The organism is Paenibacillus sp. ALE3, assembly GCF_054113405.1.
This window is the reverse complement of record NZ_CM134214.1, coordinates 238,188-253,643: the sequence shown is the minus strand read 5'-3', so window position 1 is coordinate 253,643 and position 15,456 is coordinate 238,188. Positions and strand designations below refer to the sequence as shown.

Annotated in this window: 26 protein-coding genes; all 26 read right to left on the bottom strand. The window is 44.8% G+C overall.

Annotation, left to right across the window (positions count from 1 at the left end; genetic code table 11):
* Positions 1–14: 14 nt before the first annotated feature.
* The gene (gene secY / locus ACXHJ2_RS01125; protein WP_013373259.1) at positions 15–1,313 is read right to left on the bottom strand and encodes a preprotein translocase subunit SecY; all 1,299 of its coding nucleotides are present in this window, start codon (positions 1,311–1,313) and stop codon (positions 15–17) included.
* Positions 1,313–1,753: a 50S ribosomal protein L15 gene (gene rplO, locus ACXHJ2_RS01120; protein WP_013312149.1), complete on the bottom strand. Its 441-nt coding sequence runs from the start codon at positions 1,751–1,753 to the stop codon at positions 1,313–1,315. The genes secY and rplO overlap by 1 nt, the downstream gene beginning before the upstream one ends.
* A 43-nt stretch (positions 1,754–1,796) precedes the next feature.
* Positions 1,797–1,982: a 50S ribosomal protein L30 gene (gene rpmD / locus ACXHJ2_RS01115; RefSeq protein ID WP_013373260.1), complete on the bottom strand. Its 186-nt coding sequence runs from the start codon at positions 1,980–1,982 to the stop codon at positions 1,797–1,799.
* A gap of 12 nt (positions 1,983–1,994) precedes the next feature.
* Positions 1,995–2,492, bottom strand: coding sequence for a 30S ribosomal protein S5 (gene rpsE / locus ACXHJ2_RS01110; protein WP_013373261.1), 498 nt, complete (start codon positions 2,490–2,492; stop codon positions 1,995–1,997).
* Between the two features lie 27 nt (positions 2,493–2,519).
* Positions 2,520–2,888: a 50S ribosomal protein L18 gene (rplR, locus tag ACXHJ2_RS01105; protein WP_007432568.1), complete on the bottom strand. Its 369-nt coding sequence runs from the start codon at positions 2,886–2,888 to the stop codon at positions 2,520–2,522.
* 115 nt (positions 2,889–3,003) lie between these two features.
* Entirely contained in the window at positions 3,004–3,546 is a 543-nt protein-coding gene (gene rplF, locus ACXHJ2_RS01100) for a 50S ribosomal protein L6 (protein ID WP_165084284.1), read from the bottom strand.
* A 33-nt stretch (positions 3,547–3,579) separates the two neighbouring features.
* Entirely contained in the window at positions 3,580–3,978 is a 399-nt protein-coding gene (gene rpsH, locus ACXHJ2_RS01095; RefSeq protein WP_007432570.1) for a 30S ribosomal protein S8, read from the bottom strand.
* A gap of 32 nt (positions 3,979–4,010) precedes the next feature.
* Positions 4,011–4,196, bottom strand: coding sequence for a type Z 30S ribosomal protein S14 (locus ACXHJ2_RS01090; RefSeq protein WP_010348808.1), 186 nt, complete (start codon positions 4,194–4,196; stop codon positions 4,011–4,013).
* Positions 4,197–4,271: 75 nt separating this feature from the next.
* Positions 4,272–4,817 carry a 50S ribosomal protein L5 gene (gene rplE / locus ACXHJ2_RS01085; protein ID WP_007432571.1) on the bottom strand — a complete coding sequence of 182 codons (546 nt, stop codon included), beginning with the start codon at positions 4,815–4,817 and terminating at the stop codon, positions 4,272–4,274.
* Positions 4,818–4,848: 31 nt separating this feature from the next.
* A complete protein-coding gene (rplX, locus tag ACXHJ2_RS01080) occupies positions 4,849–5,202 on the bottom strand; it encodes a 50S ribosomal protein L24 (RefSeq protein WP_013312155.1) in 354 nt (117 codons plus the stop codon).
* A gap of 36 nt (positions 5,203–5,238) precedes the next feature.
* Positions 5,239–5,607: a 50S ribosomal protein L14 gene (gene rplN, locus ACXHJ2_RS01075; RefSeq protein WP_007432573.1), complete on the bottom strand. Its 369-nt coding sequence runs from the start codon at positions 5,605–5,607 to the stop codon at positions 5,239–5,241.
* Positions 5,608–5,641: 34 nt separating this feature from the next.
* Positions 5,642–5,905, bottom strand: coding sequence for a 30S ribosomal protein S17 (gene rpsQ, locus ACXHJ2_RS01070; protein WP_007432574.1), 264 nt, complete (start codon positions 5,903–5,905; stop codon positions 5,642–5,644).
* 50 nt (positions 5,906–5,955) lie between these two features.
* Positions 5,956–6,153, bottom strand: a complete 198-nt coding sequence (gene rpmC, locus ACXHJ2_RS01065; RefSeq protein WP_007432575.1) for a 50S ribosomal protein L29 — start codon at positions 6,151–6,153, stop codon at positions 5,956–5,958.
* Positions 6,143–6,577 carry a 50S ribosomal protein L16 gene (rplP, locus tag ACXHJ2_RS01060; protein WP_007432576.1) on the bottom strand — a complete coding sequence of 145 codons (435 nt, stop codon included), beginning with the start codon at positions 6,575–6,577 and terminating at the stop codon, positions 6,143–6,145. Before rplP ends, rpmC begins: the two co-directional genes overlap by 11 nt.
* Before the next feature lie 2 nt (positions 6,578–6,579).
* Positions 6,580–7,245 (bottom strand): 30S ribosomal protein S3, encoded by a 666-nt coding sequence (gene rpsC, locus ACXHJ2_RS01055; RefSeq protein WP_007432577.1) that lies wholly within the window; start codon positions 7,243–7,245, stop codon positions 6,580–6,582.
* A 13-nt stretch (positions 7,246–7,258) separates the two neighbouring features.
* Positions 7,259–7,591, bottom strand: a complete 333-nt coding sequence (gene rplV, locus ACXHJ2_RS01050; protein ID WP_007432578.1) for a 50S ribosomal protein L22 — start codon at positions 7,589–7,591, stop codon at positions 7,259–7,261.
* A 35-nt stretch (positions 7,592–7,626) separates the two neighbouring features.
* The gene (gene rpsS / locus ACXHJ2_RS01045; RefSeq protein ID WP_007432579.1) at positions 7,627–7,905 is read right to left on the bottom strand and encodes a 30S ribosomal protein S19; all 279 of its coding nucleotides are present in this window, start codon (positions 7,903–7,905) and stop codon (positions 7,627–7,629) included.
* A gap of 72 nt (positions 7,906–7,977) precedes the next feature.
* A complete protein-coding gene (gene rplB / locus ACXHJ2_RS01040; protein WP_016818651.1) occupies positions 7,978–8,808 on the bottom strand; it encodes a 50S ribosomal protein L2 in 831 nt (276 codons plus the stop codon).
* A gap of 30 nt (positions 8,809–8,838) precedes the next feature.
* Entirely contained in the window at positions 8,839–9,129 is a 291-nt protein-coding gene (gene rplW / locus ACXHJ2_RS01035; RefSeq protein WP_013373266.1) for a 50S ribosomal protein L23, read from the bottom strand.
* Positions 9,129–9,752, bottom strand: coding sequence for a 50S ribosomal protein L4 (gene rplD / locus ACXHJ2_RS01030; RefSeq protein ID WP_013312160.1), 624 nt, complete (start codon positions 9,750–9,752; stop codon positions 9,129–9,131). The genes rplW and rplD overlap by 1 nt, the downstream gene beginning before the upstream one ends.
* Positions 9,753–9,778: 26 nt before the next feature.
* Positions 9,779–10,402: a 50S ribosomal protein L3 gene (gene rplC, locus ACXHJ2_RS01025; RefSeq protein WP_013312161.1), complete on the bottom strand. Its 624-nt coding sequence runs from the start codon at positions 10,400–10,402 to the stop codon at positions 9,779–9,781.
* A 32-nt stretch (positions 10,403–10,434) separates the two neighbouring features.
* Positions 10,435–10,743, bottom strand: a complete 309-nt coding sequence (rpsJ, locus tag ACXHJ2_RS01020; RefSeq protein ID WP_005544556.1) for a 30S ribosomal protein S10 — start codon at positions 10,741–10,743, stop codon at positions 10,435–10,437.
* A 341-nt stretch (positions 10,744–11,084) separates the two neighbouring features.
* Positions 11,085–12,275, bottom strand: a complete 1,191-nt coding sequence (tuf, locus tag ACXHJ2_RS01015; protein ID WP_013373267.1) for an elongation factor Tu — start codon at positions 12,273–12,275, stop codon at positions 11,085–11,087.
* A 93-nt stretch (positions 12,276–12,368) separates the two neighbouring features.
* Positions 12,369–14,447: an elongation factor G gene (gene fusA / locus ACXHJ2_RS01010; protein WP_165084286.1), complete on the bottom strand. Its 2,079-nt coding sequence runs from the start codon at positions 14,445–14,447 to the stop codon at positions 12,369–12,371.
* A gap of 48 nt (positions 14,448–14,495) precedes the next feature.
* Positions 14,496–14,966 (bottom strand): 30S ribosomal protein S7, encoded by a 471-nt coding sequence (gene rpsG, locus ACXHJ2_RS01005; protein WP_007432586.1) that lies wholly within the window; start codon positions 14,964–14,966, stop codon positions 14,496–14,498.
* 50 nt (positions 14,967–15,016) lie between these two features.
* Positions 15,017–15,439: a 30S ribosomal protein S12 gene (gene rpsL / locus ACXHJ2_RS01000; RefSeq protein WP_007432587.1), complete on the bottom strand. Its 423-nt coding sequence runs from the start codon at positions 15,437–15,439 to the stop codon at positions 15,017–15,019.
* Between the last annotated feature and the right edge of the window lie 17 nt (positions 15,440–15,456).

Below are 15,456 nucleotides of genomic sequence, written 5' to 3'. Positions count from 1 at the left end.
CCGGTACCTATTGCCTATTTGTTGATGAAGCCTTTGTAATGGCGTTTGATCAGTTGGCTTTCGATTTGCTTCATCGTATCCAATGCTACACCAATAATGATGAGCAATGAAGTACCGCCAATTTGCACGGAACGAGGCAAGCCCGAAAGCGAACCGAAGAATACCGGCAAAACGGATATGACTGCCAGGAACAAAGCTCCTGTCATTGTCAAACGTGACATTACTCGTGTCAAGTATTTCTCCGTAGCTTTACCTGGGCGAATACCCGGGATATAACCGCCGTTTTTCTTCATGTTGTCGGCCATTTGCTGCGGATTCATCTGTACAAAGGTATAGAAGAATGTGAAACCGATAATCATTACGACATACAAAACCATGCCCAGCGGCTTGTCATAATACAAGTAAGTGGTAATCCACTTAGCCCAAGCATGATCTGCCCAGAAACTCGCAATAATTGTCGGGAATTGCAGCAATGATACCGCAAAGATTACCGGAATAACGCCTGCCGCATTTATTTTCATCGGAATATGCGTATTCTGGCCACCGTACATCTTGTTGCCAACTACACGTTTTGCGTATTGTACTGGAATTTTCCGAATACCTTGTTGGATGTAGATAACACCCACAATAATCAGAACAACCACCAAGGCAATGATAATTGCCTTCAGGATATTCATAAACAGCTGATCTGCTTGAATAAACTGAGATTCTACAATCGTCCGAATATGTCTTGGAATACCTGCCGCGATCCCTGCAAAGATTACAATAGAGATACCATTACCGATTCCCTTTTCGGTAATTTGCTCACCGAGCCACATAAGGAACGTAGTCCCTGCTGTAAGCACAATGGCAATAACCAGATAATCGGCAAAAGTAGCACCTGGAATCATCGCTGCACCGTACAGTCGATTGAAACCAATCGACGTTCCGAATGCTTGGATTAAGCCTAGTATTACAGTACCATACCGTGTAATTTGAGCCAATTTCTTTTTACCATGCTCTCCTTGTTTAGCCCATTCCGCAAGTTTCGGAATCACGTCCATTGACAGCAACTGTACAATGATGGACGCTGTAATATATGGCATAATCCCGAGGGCGAAGATCGAAAACTGATACAATGCGCCCCCTGAGAAGGTGTTAAGGAGTCCAAACAACTCGCTTCCTGCCTGATCCTGAGAAGTAAAGACTTGCTTATTCACACCGGGAACCGGCACGAAGGAGCCAATACGATATACAAAGAGTATAAACAGGGTAAACAGGATTCGGGTTCTAAGATCCTCAACCCGCCATATATTTTTCAGGGTCTTGAACATTAGATCACCTCGGTTTTACCGCCGGCAGCTTCAATTTTCTCTACCGCAGATTGAGAGAACTTGTTCGCTTTAACTGTCAATTTCACAGTGATTTCACCGTTACCCAGAATTTTAATTCCGGATTTCGCGTTCTTCACAATACCATTGTTCAGCAAAAACTCAGGGCTTACTTCTGTACCCGCTGCAAAACTGTTCAAATCTTCGATATTCAAAACCGCATACTCTTTACGAGTAGGATTTACGAAACCGCGTTTAGGCAAGCGACGATACAGTGGGTTTTGACCACCCTCGAAGCCCGGACGTACACCACCGCCGGAACGAGCGTTTTGACCCTTATGACCACGACCAGAAGTTTTACCCGTACCGCTACTAGGACCACGACCCAAACGTTTACGTTCTTTGCGGGAGCCTGGAGCTGGGGAAAGCTCATGTAACTTCATCGTTCGTTGCACCTCCTTGATTATTGTTAAAATACTTTATTTCTTAAGCCTCGATTTCTTTAACAGAAACCAAATGGCTAACTTGATTAATCATCCCGCGAATCGCTGCATTGTCGGGTTGAACTACTTTATGGTTGATTTTACGCAAGCCGAGCGTTTTAACAGTCGTTCTCTGAGTACCAGGACGGCCGATCAACGAACGAACGAGGGTGATTTCTAATTTCGCCATGATATTCCCTCCTTAGCCCAGCAGCTCTTCGATGGATTTGCCGCGCAATTTAGCAACATCTTCAGCGCGTTTCAAGCGGGACAAACCTTCCAAAGTCGCATTGACCATATTCATGGAATTCGAAGAACCCAAAGATTTTGTCAAGATATCACCTACACCAGCAAGTTCCAGAACAGCACGAACTGGACCACCAGCGATAACCCCAGTACCTTCCGATGCCGGTTTCAACAGAACCCGGCCAGCACCGAACTTACCTGTAACAAGGTGAGGAATTGTTGTGCCTACGAGTGGAACGTGAACCAGGTTTTTCTTAGCATCTTCAATACCTTTGCGAATCGCATCAGGTACTTCGCCCGCTTTACCGATTCCAGCGCCTACCCAGCCGTTGCCGTCGCCCACTACTACCAGAGCACTGAAGCTAAAACGGCGTCCGCCTTTGACAACTTTAGCTACACGATTAATATTTACTACTCTTTCAGTCAGTTCCAAAGTATTCGGATCTACACGCAAGTCGTTAACCTCCTTTTGAGAAATGTCTTAGAATTCAAGGCCTGCTTCGCGAGCTGCATCAGCCAAAGCTTGAATCCGTCCATGATACAAGTATCCACCACGATCAAATACGATGTTAGCATGGCCTTTTTCTTTCGCACGTTTAGCAACGAGTTCGCCAACCTTACGAGCTGCTTCTACACTACCACCGTTTTTGATTTCGCTGCTCAGCTCTTTATCCATAGTGGATGCAGAAACCAATGTTACACCAGCAACATCATCAATCAGTTGTGCGTAGATATGCTTGGAAGAGCGGAATACGTTCAAACGAGGACGTACAGCCGTACCTTCGATTTTCTTACGTACACGCAGATGTCTTCTGACACGCGCTTTATTTTTATCTTGTTTTGTAATCATCTCAAGTTTTCACTCCCTTCAGTTTGCCTTTTAAAACTTTATACTAAGACGCACTGGGTAAAAAAGAAGTACAAGTCTTTCCAGTAGAAAGACCGCACAAAAGTCGGTAAGAAACTTATTTCTTCTTACCGGCTTTACCTTCTTTACGGATGATGCGCTCGCCTTCGTATTTAATCCCTTTACCTTTGTACGGTTCAGGTTCACGAACAGAACGGATTTTAGCAGCATAGGCACCTACACGCTCTTTATCAATTCCGTGGACGATGATTTTAGTGTTCGAAGGAACTTCGAACTCGATGCCCGCTTCCGGTGAAATTTCAACCGGATGAGAGTATCCAACGTTCAGAACGATTTTATCTCCGGATTTGCTTGCACGATATCCGACCCCAACCAGCTCCAGAGATTTTGAAAAGCCTTCAGTTACACCACTTACCATGTTATTAACAACGCTGCGGGTTGTTCCATGCAAAGAGCGGTGAAGTTTGTTGTCCGAAGGACGAACTACATTAATTTCATTATTTTCCACAGTAACGGACATGTCTTTATGAAGCTCACGAGTCAATGTTCCTTTAGGACCTTTAACTGTGATCACTGTGTTGTTCAAAGTCACGTCAACACCACTTGGTACTGTGATTGGTTTACGACCAATACGGGACATATCTGTTGCACCTCCTATCTTTTAAACGTTAAATTACCAAACGTAGCAAACCACTTCTCCGCCGGCTTTGGACTGACGTGCTTCTTTGTCGGTCATGATACCTTTGGATGTTGAAATGATTGCGATCCCGAGTCCACCCAGTACGCGTGGAATCTCATTGCTCTTCGTGTAAACGCGAAGACCTGGTTTACTGATTCTTTTCAAACCTGTGATAACACGCTCGTTGTTCGCACCGTATTTCAAGAAAATACGGATGATCCCTTGTTTGCTATCTTCAACAAATTCCGCATCACGAATGAATCCTTCACGTTTCAGGATGTCGGCGATTTGTTTTTTCATTGTAGATGCAGGCATTTCTACTGTTTCGTGGCGAACAGTGTTCGCGTTACGAATACGAGTAAGCATATCTGCAATTGGATCAGACATAGTCATTGTGTATAAACCTCCTTCCCAAACAGGACTTTTTACCAGCTTGCTTTTTTCACGCCAGGAATCTGGCCTTTATAAGCTAATTCACGGAAGCAAATTCTGCAGATCTTAAACTTTTGCAGCACCGAATGTGGACGACCACAACGTTCGCAACGAGTATAAGCACGAACTTTAAACTTTGGTGCGCGTTGTTGTTTGACTTTCATTGAAGTTTTTGCCACTTAGCCTGACACCTCCTAAATAGTTTCGGAGAACAGGGTGTCTTTAAATCAGACGCCCGAAACGTTATGCCAACATTATTTCGCGAAAGGCATGCCCAGCTGAGTCAGAAGCTCACGGGACTCTTCGTCAGTCTTGGCAGTCGTTACGATAACGATATCCATACCACGAACTTTATCAACTTGATCGTACTCGATTTCCGGGAAGATCAACTGTTCTTTCAAACCAAGCGTGTAGTTACCACGTCCGTCGAAAGCTTTTGTTGATACGCCATGGAAGTCACGTACGCGAGGGAGTGTGATGTTGAACAATTTGTCCAAGAAATAATACATACGCTCGCCACGAAGTGTTACCTTTACACCGATCGGCATGTTTTCACGCAATTTAAAACCTGCAATAGATTTTTTTGCGCGAGTGATAACTGGTTTTTGACCAGCGATCAGCTGCATGTCGTTAAGAGCCGAATCAAGTACTTTGGAGTTTTGGACTGCGTCGCCAACACCCATGTTGATTACAACTTTCTCGATTTTAGGCACTTGCATCACTGTTGTATAGTTGAACTTCTGCATCAAAGCAGGAGTGATTTCTTTCAAGAAACGTTCTTTCATTCTTGTTGTTGCCATGAATCATAGTCCTCCTTTCTTCAAAAAATAATTAGTCGATCACTTCGCCTGAACGTTTTGCAATACGCACTTTTTTTCCGTTGTCCAAAACCTTGTAACCCACACGAGTTACTTTTCCGCTCTTCGGATCAATGTGCATAACGTTGGAAACGTGAATCGGAGCTTCTTTCTCGATGATGCCGCCTTGTGGATTCAGCTGATTAGGCTTTTGGTGTTTTTTAATCATGTTAACACCTTCCACAAGCACACGGTTTTGACGAGGATAAGCAGCGATAACGCGACCTTTTTTACCTTTATCTTTACCTGTAATCACCAGAACAGTGTCGTCTTTTTTGACGTGCAGCTTGTTGTTATGGGATTCCAGAACTTTTTTCACTTTTGGCATTTCGTACACCTCCTACGGGCACATTTTAAGGTGAATTTAGATCACTTCCGGAGCCAAGGAAACGATTTTCATGAAGTCTTTATCACGAAGTTCGCGAGCAACTGGTCCGAAAATACGAGTACCGCGTGGGCTCTTGTCTTCTTTAACGACCACTGCTGCGTTCTCATCAAATCCGATGTAGGAACCGTCTTTACGGCGGATAGAACGTTTAGTACGAACGACAACCGCTCTTACTACATCACCCTTTTTGACAACGCCGCCTGGTGTTGCTTGTTTTACGGAACAAACGATCAGGTCACCAATTTGAGCTGTACGACGTCCCGTACCACCGAGCACACGGATACACATCAGTTCCTTCGCGCCGGAATTGTCAGCCACAGTCAAACGTGTAAATGGTTGAATCATTTATTTATCCTCCTTTCGGAAAAACTACACTACATTAGATTATAACAGCTTTTTCAACGATTTCGACCAGTCTCCAGTTTTTGTCTTTGGACAAAGGACGAGTTTCCATGATTTTAACAGTATCACCGATTTGTGCAGTGTTGTTTTCATCATGAGCTTTGAATTTTTTAGTCACTTTAATGCGTTTATGGTAGAGATCATGTTTTTTGTAAGTTTCTACAGCAATCACAATCGTTTTATCCATTTTGTCGCTGACTACTTTACCGACTAATACTTTACGGGCATTACGTTCGCTCATTGTTGGCCTCCTTCCTAATTACAGGCGGAATTTCCACCCGGTCTAATATCTTAGCTAATCCCAAGTTCTCTTTCACGGATCACAGTTTTAGCACGAGCAATTTCCTTACGCACAGCACCGATCCGAGTCGGGTTATCAAGCTGACCGGTAGCGAGTTGAAAACGAAGGTTGAAAAGTTCTTCTTTAAAACCAGAGATCTTTTGTTCGATTTCAGCAGTGGTAAGGTTGCGGAATTCACTAGCCTTCATTTGCTTCACCACCCAATTCTTCACGTTTCACAAACTTAGTTTTGATTGGCAGTTTGTGAGCGGCAAGACGCATTGCTTCACGAGCAATCTCTTCCGGTACACCAGCAAGTTCAAACATGATCTTACCTGGTTTCACTACTGCAACCCATTTTTCTACGTTACCTTTACCACTACCCATACGAACCTCAAGAGGCTTTTGAGTAATTGGTTTGTCAGGGAAAATTTTAATCCAAACCTTACCACCACGTTTGATGTAACGAGTCATCGCAATACGAGCAGCTTCGATTTGACGGTTAGTGATCCATGCTGGTTCAGTAGCTTGCAAACCGTACTCACCAAAATTCAGTGTAGTACCGCCTTTTGCACGACCCTTCATGTGACCACGTTGTTGTTTACGATGTTTTACGCGTTTAGGTACCAACATGATTAGTTGCCTCCTTCCTGAGGAGCTTGTTTCTTAGCTGGAGGAAGAACCTCTCCACGATAGATCCATACTTTTACGCCAAGACGGCCATAAGTAGTATGAGCTTCTGCTGTACCGTAGTCGATGTCAGCACGAAGTGTATGCAGTGGAACAGTTCCTTCGCTGTATCCTTCGGAACGAGCGATTTCGGCACCGCCAAGACGTCCGCCTACTTGAGTTTTAATTCCTTTTGCACCGGAACGCATAGTTCTTTGAATTGCTTGTTTCAACGCACGACGGAAAGAAACACGACGTTCCAATTGTTGTGCAATGCTTTCAGCAACAAGAATTGCATCCAGTTCAGGATTTTTAATTTCAGAGATATTGATGTGTACCTTTTTACCGCCTGCGATTTTAGTGATTTCATTACGCAGATTTTCAACTTCGGAACCACCCTTACCGATAACCATACCTGGTTTCGCAGTGTGAATCGTTACGTTGACACGGTTAGCTGCTCTCTCGATTTCAACACGGGATACAGCGGAGTCTTTCAATCTTTTCTTCAGATGCTCACGAATCTTAACGTCTTCCAGCAAAAGATCACCGAAATCTTTGCCTGCATACCATTTGGATTCCCAATCACGGATAATACCGATTCGGAGTCCGACGGGATTTACCTTTTGGCCCACACGTTTTCCCTCCTTATTTTTCAGATACCACCAGAGTAATATGACTGGTGCGTTTATTGATGCGGCTTGCACGACCCATTGCACGCGGGCGGAACCGTTTCATTGTAGGACCTTGGTTTACAAAAACCTCAGACACTACCAATTTATTTACGTCCATAGAGTAGTTGTGATCTGCGTTCGCGATAGCAGAATTCAACAATTTCTCAACGACTGGAGAAGCGGATTTCGGAGTGTGACGAAGAATTGCAATCGCCTCACCTACCTGCTTGCCACGAATCAAATCGATAACAAGTTTCACTTTGCGAGCGGAAATCCGCACGGATTTAGCATGTGCTTTTGCTTCCATTGAGTTACCTCCTCTCAAACACTACGCTGTGTTGATTATCTTCTTGTTTTCTTATCGTCATCCGTATGGCCTTTGTACGTACGCGTTGGAGCGAATTCGCCCAATTTGTGTCCAACCATATCTTCCGTTACGTATACAGGCACGTGTTTACGACCATCATATACACCAAACGTGTGTCCGATAAATTGCGGGAAAATCGTAGAGCGACGGGACCAAGTTTTGATCACGACTTTTTTGTCAGACTCGTTCAAAACCTCTACTTTTTTCAACAGGTAACCATCAATAAATGGTCCTTTTTTGAGACTGCGACCCATTTGTGAATCCTCCCTTCGTTAAAACGTAGTCGTTCTTTAATATGTTAACGTGCGACTTAAGCGCACGTTTTATTACTTAGTACGACGACGAACGATGTACTTATCAGATGCTTTGCCTTTTTTACGTGTCTTGTAACCAAGGGTTGGTTTACCCCATGGAGACATTGGAGATTTACGTCCGATTGGAGCGCGACCTTCACCACCACCGTGTGGGTGATCGTTAGGGTTCATAACAACACCGCGAACTTCAGGGCGTTGTCCCAACCAACGACTACGACCAGCTTTACCGATCTTAACAAGTTCGTGGTCTTCGTTACCTACAGATCCGATTGTAGCACGGCAAACTTTCAGAATGCGACGCACTTCACCAGAAGTCAAACGAATTGTAACATACTTCTCTTCTTTACCAAGAAGTTGGGCTTCCGTACCAGCAGCACGAACAAGTTGGCCACCTTTACCCGGTTTCAATTCGATATTGTGGATAACCGTACCTACTGGAATGTTTTCCAATGGCAAGGAGTTACCGATTTTAATATCGGAGTCCGGACCGGATACCACTACATCTCCTACTTTCAGACCTTTAGGAGCGATGATGTAACGTTTTTCACCATCCACATAGTGGATAAGTGCGATGTTGGACGTACGGTTTGGATCATATTCGATCGTAGCAACGCGGCCCGGTATTCCATCTTTGTTACGTTTGAAGTCAATAATACGGTATTTACGTTTGTGTCCGCCGCCATGATGACGAACTGTAATTTTACCTTGGTTATTACGTCCAGCTTGCTTGCTCAGAGGTGCCAGCAACGATTTCTCGGGCTGATTTGTTGTGATCTCCTCGAAAGTAGATACAGACATTGCACGTCTGGCCGGGGACGTCGGTTTATACTTTTTAATTGGCACTGAGTTTCCCTCCTTACTTTACAGATTCAATTATACTGTTTCAAAAAACTCAAGCGGCTTACTGTCTTTGCTCAGCGTTACGAACGCTTTTTTCCACTCGCTCGTATAGCCGGAATGACGACCGTAGCGTTTTGGTTTCGCAGGCACACGAAGTGTATTAACGTTACTTACTTTCACGTTAAAAATTGCTTCGATTGCTTTTTTAACTTCGACTTTATTGGAACGAATATCAACTTCGAAAACATATTTCAAGTCATTCATCATACCAGCCGTACGTTCGGTGATAATCGGACGTTTGATAATATCACGAGGATCCTTCATTACGCGAGCACCTCCTCTACCTTCTGAACTGCTTCCTTCGTAATGATCAGTTTGTCGTGTCCGAGCACATCAAGAACATTAATGCCGTCTGCGGCTACAAACTTCACACCAGGAATATTACGAGCGGACAGTGCTACATTGTCATCATAGCTAGGAGCTACAATCAATGCTTTACGATCAGCTTTAAGGTTATTCAAAATGGCTGCGAATTCTTTCGTTTTAGGTCCGTTCAGTGTAAGAGCGTCCAATACGATGATTTCATTCTCAATCACTTTGGATGACAGTGCCGATTTGATCGCCAGACGACGAACTTTTTTAGGCAATTTGTAAGCATAGCTGCGTGGAGTCGGACCGAATACAGTACCGCCACCAACCCATTGTGGTGCACGAATTGAACCTTGACGAGCGCGACCAGTACCTTTTTGTTTCCAAGGTTTACGTCCGCCGCCACGTACTTCAGAACGTCCTTTTACTTTGTGAGTACCTTGACGCAGGGAAGCCAATTGCATAACAACAGCGTCATGAAGAACGTGTTTATTCGGTTCGATACCGAACACTGCATCGTTCAATTCAATTTCGCCAACTTGGCTGCCGCTAATATTAAATAGTGCTACTTTTGGCATTTTGTGTTCCTCCTTTCCTCAGTTGATTATTTTTTCACCGTTTCTAATACTTTAACGAAGCTGTTTTTAGGTCCTGGAATGGAACCTTTCACGAGCAATACATTACGTTCTGTATCGATCTTAACAACTTCAAGGCGTTGAATCGTTACCGTTTCATGCCCCATGTGTCCTGGCAAGTGTTTACCTTTAGGAACGCGGTTAGCTTGAATGGAACCCATAGAACCTGGACCTCTGTGGTAACGCGAGCCGTGTGCCATTGGTCCGCGGCTTTGTCCCCAACGTTTGATAACGCCGGCAAAACCTTTACCTTTAGAAATACCTGTTACGTCAACGAATTCGCCTTCTGTGAAGACATCAGCCTTCAGTTCTTGGCCAACCTCGTACGCAGCAAGGTCGATGCCACGAAGTTCACGAACGTAGCGCTTAGGTGCAGTATTTGCTTTTTTGGCATGCCCTGCTTCAGGTTTGTTGGATCTTTTTTCTTTTTTATCAGAGAATCCGAGTTGGATAGCTTCGTATCCATCGTTTTCCAGATCTTTCTTTTGCAGAACAACACAAGGACCAGCTTCGATAACCGTAACAGCAAGTACGTTACCTTCAGGGGTAAACACTTGAGTCATTCCGAGTTTTTTTCCTAAGATACCTTTCATGTTGACACCTCTTTTCTTTTCCTGATTACATATTACAATTTAATTTCGATATCTACACCGGACGGCAGGTCCAAGCGCATCAAGGCATCCACAGTTTGTGGAGTCGGATTAACAATGTCGATCAAACGCTTGTGTGTGCGCATTTCGAATTGTTCCCGAGAATCCTTGTACTTGTGTACCGCACGGAGAATAGTAATGATTTGTTTTTCAGTTGGCAGCGGAATTGGTCCGGAAACACCTGCACCCGAACGTTTAGCTGTTTCAACAATTTTCTCAGCGGATTGATCAAGAATTCTGTGATCGTAAGCTTTCAAACGAATACGAATTTTTTGCTTTGCCATTTTAGTCCCTCCTTCTATCGCCCAATTTGGTATCGGACATACTCCGTGAAAATTTTCCGACAGCCCTCCCATGGCAAAGGGGCCGGGTGTGTCAGTAACCTCTCACATCATCGCACAGTCACAAACAACATTAGTTATTATATCGAATACTTCTGCCTATTGCAAGCAAAAACGTAAAAAAACAATGCATCTTATTTTCAAAGATAACAATTGTGCTCGTAGCTTGCAATTTTCCTCAAGAGAAAAGCCCCCGCACCATGGCAGGGGCTCGTTTTACTTCATTCCAATACGATGTTACTCGTTCCAGTACAATGTTGCTATATTCAAGGCTCGTAGCCTTATTATTTGGAGATTGTTGCTACAGCGCCTGCACCAACTGTACGTCCACCTTCACGAATGGAGAACTTAGTTCCTTCTTCAATCGCGATTGGGCTGATCAGTTGAACAGTAACCGTAATGTTATCACCAGGCATTACCATTTCGGAACCTTCTGGCAGAGTAATGATACCAGTTACGTCAGTTGTACGGAAGTAGAACTGTGGACGGTAACCAGTGAAGAAAGGTTTGTGACGTCCGCCTTCTTCTTTAGTCAAAACGTAGATTTGAGCAGAGAATTCTGTATGTGGGTTAACAGAACCTGGTTTAGCCAATACTTGGCCACGCTCGATTTGTGCACGATCTACACCGCGAAGCAGTGCGCCGATGTTGTCACCAGCTTGAGCGGAGTCAAGCAATTTACGGAACATTTCTACGCCTGTTACTACGGATTTACGGGATTCTTCTTGAATACCGATGATTTCGATTTCGTCGCCCACTTTAACAGTACCACGCTCTACACGGCCTGTAGCAACTGTACCACGACCAGTGATGGAGAATACGTCCTCGACAGGCATAAGGAAAGGCTTGTCAGTGTCGCGTTCTGGAGTTGGGATGTAAGTGTCGATTGTTTCGAACATTTCAACGATTTTCTTAGCCCAGTCGCCATCTGGGTTTTGCAGTGCTTCACGAGCGGAACCACGAGTGATTGGAGTGTCGTCGCCTGGGAAGTCATACTCGCTCAGCAAGTCGCGAACTTCCATTTCAACCAATTCCAGCAACTCTTCGTCTTCAACCATGTCGCATTTGTTCAGGAATACAACGATGTATGGAACACCTACTTGACGGGACAAGAGGATGTGTTCGCGAGTTTGCGGCATAGGACCGTCAGCTGCGGATACAACCAGAATCGCTCCGTCCATTTGTGCAGCCCCAGTGATCATGTTTTTAACATAGTCGGCGTGACCTGGGCAGTCAACGTGTGCATAGTGACGGTTAGGTGTTTCGTATTCCACGTGTGCAGTGGAGATTGTGATACCGCGTTCGCGCTCTTCTGGAGCTTTATCGATTTGATCGAATGCTACAGCAGCACCACCGTAAGTTTTGGAAAGTACAGTTGTGATTGCAGCAGTCAAAGTTGTTTTACCATGATCGACGTGACCAATTGTACCGATATTAACGTGCGGTTTGTTACGTTCAAACTTAGCCTTTGCCATTTGAACAATTCCTCCTCAATAACATGTTTTATTTTTAGGCTGTCGGAAACCTCTTGGAAAAACCTAGAGTATCCGATCAGCTAATACACTGTATTACTCGCCGCCTTTGGTTTTGGCAACGATCTCTTCAGCAATGCTCTTCGGAACTTCTTCATAGTGATGAAGCTCCATGGAGAACACACCGCGTCCTTGTGTACCGGAGCGAAGTGTAGTGGAATATCCAAACATTTCGGACAATGGAACCATTGCACGAATAATTTGGGCACCACCACGGGAATCCATACCTTCAATCCGACCACGACGGGAGTTCAGCATACCCATTACGTCACCCATGTATTCCTCTGGAACCGTTACTTCAACTTTCATAATCGGCTCAAGCAATACAGGTTTACATTTGTCTTTCGCTGCTTTCAGCGCCATTGAACCGGCAATTTTAAATGCCATTTCATTGGAATCGACATCATGGTATGATCCATCCACAATTGTAGCTTTAACGTCCACAAGCGGGAAGCCTGCAAGGACACCGTTTTTCATTTGCTCTTCAATACCAGCAAGTGCAGGTCCGATGTATTCTCTTGGAACAGAGCCACCGACAACCTTGCTTTCAAACTGGCTACCAGTACCTGCTTCGAGTGGTTCGAACTCAACCCATACGTGACCATATTGACCACGACCACCGGATTGACGAACAAACTTACCTTCAACACGTGCTGGAGCACGGAATGTTTCACGGTATGCTACCTGTGGTTTACCAACATTGGTTTCCACTTTGAACTCACGACGCATACGGTCAATGATAATGTCCAAGTGAAGCTCACCCATACCTGCCAAGATAGTTTGGCCAGTTTCTTCGTTAGTAGAAGCACGAAGAGTTGGATCTTCTTCGGTCAACTTACCGAGTGCAACTGCCATCTTGTCTTGGTCAGCTTTGGTTTTAGGCTCAACCGCGATTTCGATAACCGGATCAGGGAAGTTCATGGATTCGAGAATAACAGGATTCTTCTCATCACACAGTGTATCACCTGTACCTGTATCTTTCAAACCTACGGCTGCCGCAATGTCACCGGAGTAAACTTCAGTGATTTCTTGACGGCTATTCGCGTGCATTTGAAGAATACGTCCGATACGTTCACGTTTGCCTTTTGTTGCATTCAATACGTAAGAACCGGATTGAAGAACACCAGAATATACGCGGAAGAATGTCAATTTACCAACGTAAGGGTCCGTCATAATTTTGAAGGCCAATGCGGAGAAAGGCTCTTCATCAGAAGAATGACGTTCAACTTCCGTTCCATCTTCCAGATGACCTTGAATACTTGGTACATCAATAGGAGCTGGCAGGTAATCAACAACAGCGTCCAGCATCAACTGAACACCTTTGTTACGGTAAGAAGATCCACAGATAACTGGGAAGATCTTAACTTCTACAACACCTCTGCGGAGAGCGGCTTTAATTTCCTCAACCGTGATCTCTTCGCCTTCAAGGTATTTCATAGTCAAATCTTCATCCAGTTCAGCAACCTTCTCAATCAATTCGTTGCGGAGCTCTTCGACTTTGTCTTTGTATTCCGCAGGAATTTCGGCTTCTTCGATATTTTGACCAAGGTCATCTTTGTACATATAAGCCTTTTGTCCAACGATATCGATGATACCTAAAAAGTCATTTTCCGCACCGATTGGAAGTTGAATCGCAACTGCGTTCGCTTGAAGGCGATCACGCATATCTGCTACAACGTTCAAGAAGTCAGCACCAATAATGTCCATTTTGTTTACATATGCGATCCGTGGAACGCCATAGCGATCAGCCTGTCTCCATACAGTTTCAGACTGAGGCTCAACGCCTTCTTTCGCACTGAAAACACCAACTGCTCCGTCCAATACACGAAGGGAACGTTCAACTTCAACAGTGAAGTCAACGTGCCCCGGGGTGTCGATGATATTGACGCGGTGACCTTTCCAGGCAGCGGTCGTCGCAGCGGAAGTAATCGTGATTCCGCGCTCTTGTTCTTGTTCCATCCAGTCCATTGTCGCAGCACCTTCGTGAACTTCACCGATTTTGTGCGTACGGCCTGTGTAGAACAAGATCCGCTCTGTTGTTGTGGTTTTACCCGCGTCAATATGAGCCATGATCCCGATATTACGTGTATTTTTCAAGGAGAACTCTCTTGCCATGAAATGGGTCTCCCTTCAAAATTGAAGTTATTTTTTTTGAGCTGAATCCTACCAACGATAGTGAGCAAACGCTTTGTTCGCTTCAGCCATTTTGTGCGTGTCTTCACGTTTCTTCACGGAAGCGCCTGTGTTGTTGGAAGCATCGATAATCTCAGCCGCCAAACGCTCTTCCATAGTTTTCTCGCCGCGGTTGCGGGAGTAGTTTACGAGCCAACGTAATCCCAGGGACGTACGTCTTTCTGGTTTTACCTCGATTGGTACTTGGTAGTTGGCACCGCCGACACGGCGTGCTTTAACTTCCAGGACTGGCATGATATTCTTGATAGCTGCTTCAAATACTTCCATCGGGTCATTACCCGTACGTTCTTGGATAAGCTTGAACGCATTATACAGAATGCTTTGAGCAACGCCTCGTTTTCCGTCGAGCATGATGCGGTTGATCAAGCGAGTAACCAACTTACTGTTGTATACCGGATCTGGCAACACGTCTCTTTTGGTAACTGGACCTTTGCGTGGCATGGATATCCCCCTTTCTTACATGTTAAACCTGCATATGCGGTTTATATTCATTAGGATTTTTTAGCTTTAGGGCGTTTTGCGCCGTATTTGGAACGAGCTTGCATGCGGTTGTTTACGCCTGCAGTATCCAAAGCACCGCGAACGATGTGGTAACGTACACCCGGAAGGTCTTTTACACGACCACCGCGAATCAGCACTACGCTGTGTTCTTGAAGGTTATGTCCAATACCTGGAATGTAAGCAGTCACCTCTACACGGTTCGTCAAGCGAACACGGGCATATTTACGAAGTGCGGAGTTCGGTTTTTTCGGAGTCATAGTACCTACACGAGTGCACACTCCGCGTTTTTGCGGGGCACTGATGTCGGTAGCTTCACGTTTCAAGGCATTAAAACCTTTTTGCAAAGCCGGTGATTTCGATTTCTCGATTTTGGCTTGACGTCCTTTACGAACCAGTTGGTTAATAGTTGGCATGTTGGTTGCCACCCCCT

What these genes read in the sequence shown, in the direction of transcription:
- secY (WP_013373259.1), bottom strand. Translation starts at nt 1,313, where the DNA reads ATGTTCAAGACCCTGAAAAATATATGGCGGGTTGAGGATCTTAGAACC.
- rplO (WP_013312149.1), bottom strand. Translation starts at nt 1,753, where the DNA reads ATGAAGTTACATGAGCTTTCCCCAGCTCCAGGCTCCCGCAAAGAACGT.
- rpmD (WP_013373260.1), bottom strand. Translation starts at nt 1,982, where the DNA reads ATGGCGAAATTAGAAATCACCCTCGTTCGTTCGTTGATCGGCCGTCCT.
- rplR (WP_007432568.1), bottom strand. Translation starts at nt 2,888, where the DNA reads ATGATTACAAAACAAGATAAAAATAAAGCGCGTGTCAGAAGACATCTG.
- rplF (WP_165084284.1), bottom strand. Translation starts at nt 3,546, where the DNA reads ATGTCCCGTATTGGTCGTAAACCAATCACAGTACCAAGTGGTGTTGAC.
- rpsH (WP_007432570.1), bottom strand. Translation starts at nt 3,978, where the DNA reads ATGACTATGTCTGATCCAATTGCAGATATGCTTACTCGTATTCGTAAC.
- rplE (WP_007432571.1), bottom strand. Translation starts at nt 4,817, where the DNA reads ATGGCAACAACAAGAATGAAAGAACGTTTCTTGAAAGAAATCACTCCT.
- rplX (WP_013312155.1), bottom strand. Translation starts at nt 5,202, where the DNA reads ATGCCAAAAGTGAAAAAAGTTCTGGAATCCCATAACAACAAGCTGCAC.
- rplN (WP_007432573.1), bottom strand. Translation starts at nt 5,607, where the DNA reads ATGATTCAACCATTTACACGTTTGACTGTGGCTGACAATTCCGGCGCG.
- rpsQ (WP_007432574.1), bottom strand. Translation starts at nt 5,905, where the DNA reads ATGAGCGAACGTAATGCCCGTAAAGTATTAGTCGGTAAAGTAGTCAGC.
- rpmC (WP_007432575.1), bottom strand. Translation starts at nt 6,153, where the DNA reads ATGAAGGCTAGTGAATTCCGCAACCTTACCACTGCTGAAATCGAACAA.
- rplP (WP_007432576.1), bottom strand. Translation starts at nt 6,577, where the DNA reads ATGTTGGTACCTAAACGCGTAAAACATCGTAAACAACAACGTGGTCAC.
- rplV (WP_007432578.1), bottom strand. Translation starts at nt 7,591, where the DNA reads ATGGAAGCAAAAGCACATGCTAAATCCGTGCGGATTTCCGCTCGCAAA.
- rpsS (WP_007432579.1), bottom strand. Translation starts at nt 7,905, where the DNA reads ATGGGTCGCAGTCTCAAAAAAGGACCATTTATTGATGGTTACCTGTTG.
- rplW (WP_013373266.1), bottom strand. Translation starts at nt 9,129, where the DNA reads ATGAAGGATCCTCGTGATATTATCAAACGTCCGATTATCACCGAACGT.
- rplD (WP_013312160.1), bottom strand. Translation starts at nt 9,752, where the DNA reads ATGCCAAAAGTAGCACTATTTAATATTAGCGGCAGCCAAGTTGGCGAA.
- rplC (WP_013312161.1), bottom strand. Translation starts at nt 10,402, where the DNA reads ATGAAAGGTATCTTAGGAAAAAAACTCGGAATGACTCAAGTGTTTACC.
- rpsJ (WP_005544556.1), bottom strand. Translation starts at nt 10,743, where the DNA reads ATGGCAAAGCAAAAAATTCGTATTCGTTTGAAAGCTTACGATCACAGA.
- tuf (WP_013373267.1), bottom strand. Translation starts at nt 12,275, where the DNA reads ATGGCAAAGGCTAAGTTTGAACGTAACAAACCGCACGTTAATATCGGT.
- fusA (WP_165084286.1), bottom strand. Translation starts at nt 14,447, where the DNA reads ATGGCAAGAGAGTTCTCCTTGAAAAATACACGTAATATCGGGATCATG.
- rpsG (WP_007432586.1), bottom strand. Translation starts at nt 14,966, where the DNA reads ATGCCACGCAAAGGTCCAGTTACCAAAAGAGACGTGTTGCCAGATCCG.
- rpsL (WP_007432587.1), bottom strand. Translation starts at nt 15,439, where the DNA reads ATGCCAACTATTAACCAACTGGTTCGTAAAGGACGTCAAGCCAAAATC.